Below are 1,871 nucleotides of genomic sequence, written 5' to 3' on the forward strand. Positions count from 1 at the left end.
AAAACAAAAGGTAAAAAGTGAACCTGAAGTCAATGGTATAAATAATTTTGAAAGCATTTAAAATTTTTATACAACGAAGAGTTTGATCCTGGCTCAGGATGAACGCTAGCGACAGGCCTAACACATGCAAGTCGAGGGGTAACAGTGCTGCTTGCAGCAGCTGACGACCGGCGCACGGGTGCGTAACGCGTATGAAACCTACCTTTTACTGGGGGATAGCCCGGAGAAATCCGGATTAATACCCCATAATGATATTGAATGGCATCATTTAATATTTAAAACTCCGGTGGTAAAAGATGGTCATGCGTGACATTAGGTAGTTGGTGAGGTAACGGCTCACCAAGCCGACGATGTCTAGGGGTTCTGAGAGGAAGGTCCCCCACACTGGTACTGAGACACGGACCAGACTCCTACGGGAGGCAGCAGTGAGGAATATTGGTCAATGGACGCAAGTCTGAACCAGCCATGTCGCGTGTAGGAAGACTGCCCTATGGGTTGTAAACTACTTTTATACGGGAAGAATGTTACCCTCGTGAGGGTATTTGCCGGTACCGTATGAATAAGCATCGGCTAACTCCGTGCCAGCAGCCGCGGTAATACGGAGGATGCAAGCGTTATCCGGATTCATTGGGTTTAAAGGGTGCGTAGGCGGAATAGTAAGTCAGGGGTGAAAGTTTGCGGCTCAACCGTAAAATTGCCTTTGATACTGTTATTCTTGAGTACATACGAGGTAGGCGGAATGTGACATGTAGCGGTGAAATGCTTAGATATGTCACAGAACACCGATTGCGAAGGCAGCTTACTAGACTGTAACTGACGCTGATGCACGAAAGCGTGGGGATCGAACAGGATTAGATACCCTGGTAGTCCACGCCGTAAACGATGATAACTAGCTGTTTGCGATACACAGTAAGCGGCAAAGCGAAAGCATTAAGTTATCCACCTGGGGAGTACGTTGGCAACAATGAAACTCAAAGGAATTGACGGGGGCCCGCACAAGCGGAGGAACATGTGGTTTAATTCGATGATACGCGAGGAACCTTACCTGGACTTAAATGTAGGCTGCATAGAGTAGAGATATTCTTTTCTTCGGACTGCTTACAAGGTGCTGCATGGTTGTCGTCAGCTCGTGCCGTGAGGTGTCGGGTTAAGTCCCATAACGAGCGCAACCCACGTTGTTAGTTACCAGCACATAATGGTGGGCACTCTAACAAGACTGCCGGTGTAAACCGCGAGGAAGGTGTGGATGACGTCAAATCAGCACGGCCCTTACGTCCAGGGCTACACACGTGTTACAATGGTCGGTACAGAGGGCAGCTACTATGTGAATAGATGCGAATCTCAAAAACCGGTCTCAGTTCGGATCGAAGTCTGCAACCCGACTTCGTGAAGCTGGATTCGCTAGTAATCGCGCATCAGCCATGGCGCGGTGAATACGTTCCCGGGCCTTGTACACACCGCCCGTCAAACCATGGAAGCCGGGGGTACCTGAAGTCTGTCACCGAAAGGAGCGGCCTAGGGTAAATCTGGTAACTAGGGTTAAGTCGTAACAAGGTAGCCGTACCGGAAGGTGTGGCTGGAACACCTCCTTTCTGGAGAAATTTTTTATGCCATTCAGGCGCACTTTACCTTTTGGGTATTATTCAAAACTTATTAAGTAGAAGTAGTAAGGAAAGAAAGAAAGTAGCAAGAGATACATAAAGTAAATCACTACAGACTACTGCCTAACAAACTACTGCCTATTTAAAACAGCGTCAAGCAATCCTGTTAGAAACGGGGTAAGACGACACTGCAACAGTCCCGTAGCTCAGTTGGTTAGAGCACTACACTGATAATGTAGGGGTCGGCAGTTCAAGTCTGCCCGGGACTAC

1 tRNA gene and 1 rRNA gene are annotated in these 1,871 nt (G+C 48.1%); both read left to right on the forward strand.

Annotation, left to right across the window (positions count from 1 at the left end):
* Positions 1-70: 70 nt before the first annotated feature.
* Positions 71-1,592: ribosomal RNA gene (locus tag KEM10_RS23620) — 16S ribosomal RNA — on the forward strand.
* Positions 1,593-1,796: 204 nt separating this feature from the next.
* Positions 1,797-1,870, forward strand: a tRNA-Ile gene (locus KEM10_RS23625).
* Position 1,871: the final 1 nt, after the last annotated feature.

The sequence above is a fragment of the Carboxylicivirga linearis genome, from assembly GCF_018271995.1.
Taxonomy (GTDB): Bacteria; Bacteroidota; Bacteroidia; order Bacteroidales; family Marinilabiliaceae; genus Carboxylicivirga; species Carboxylicivirga linearis.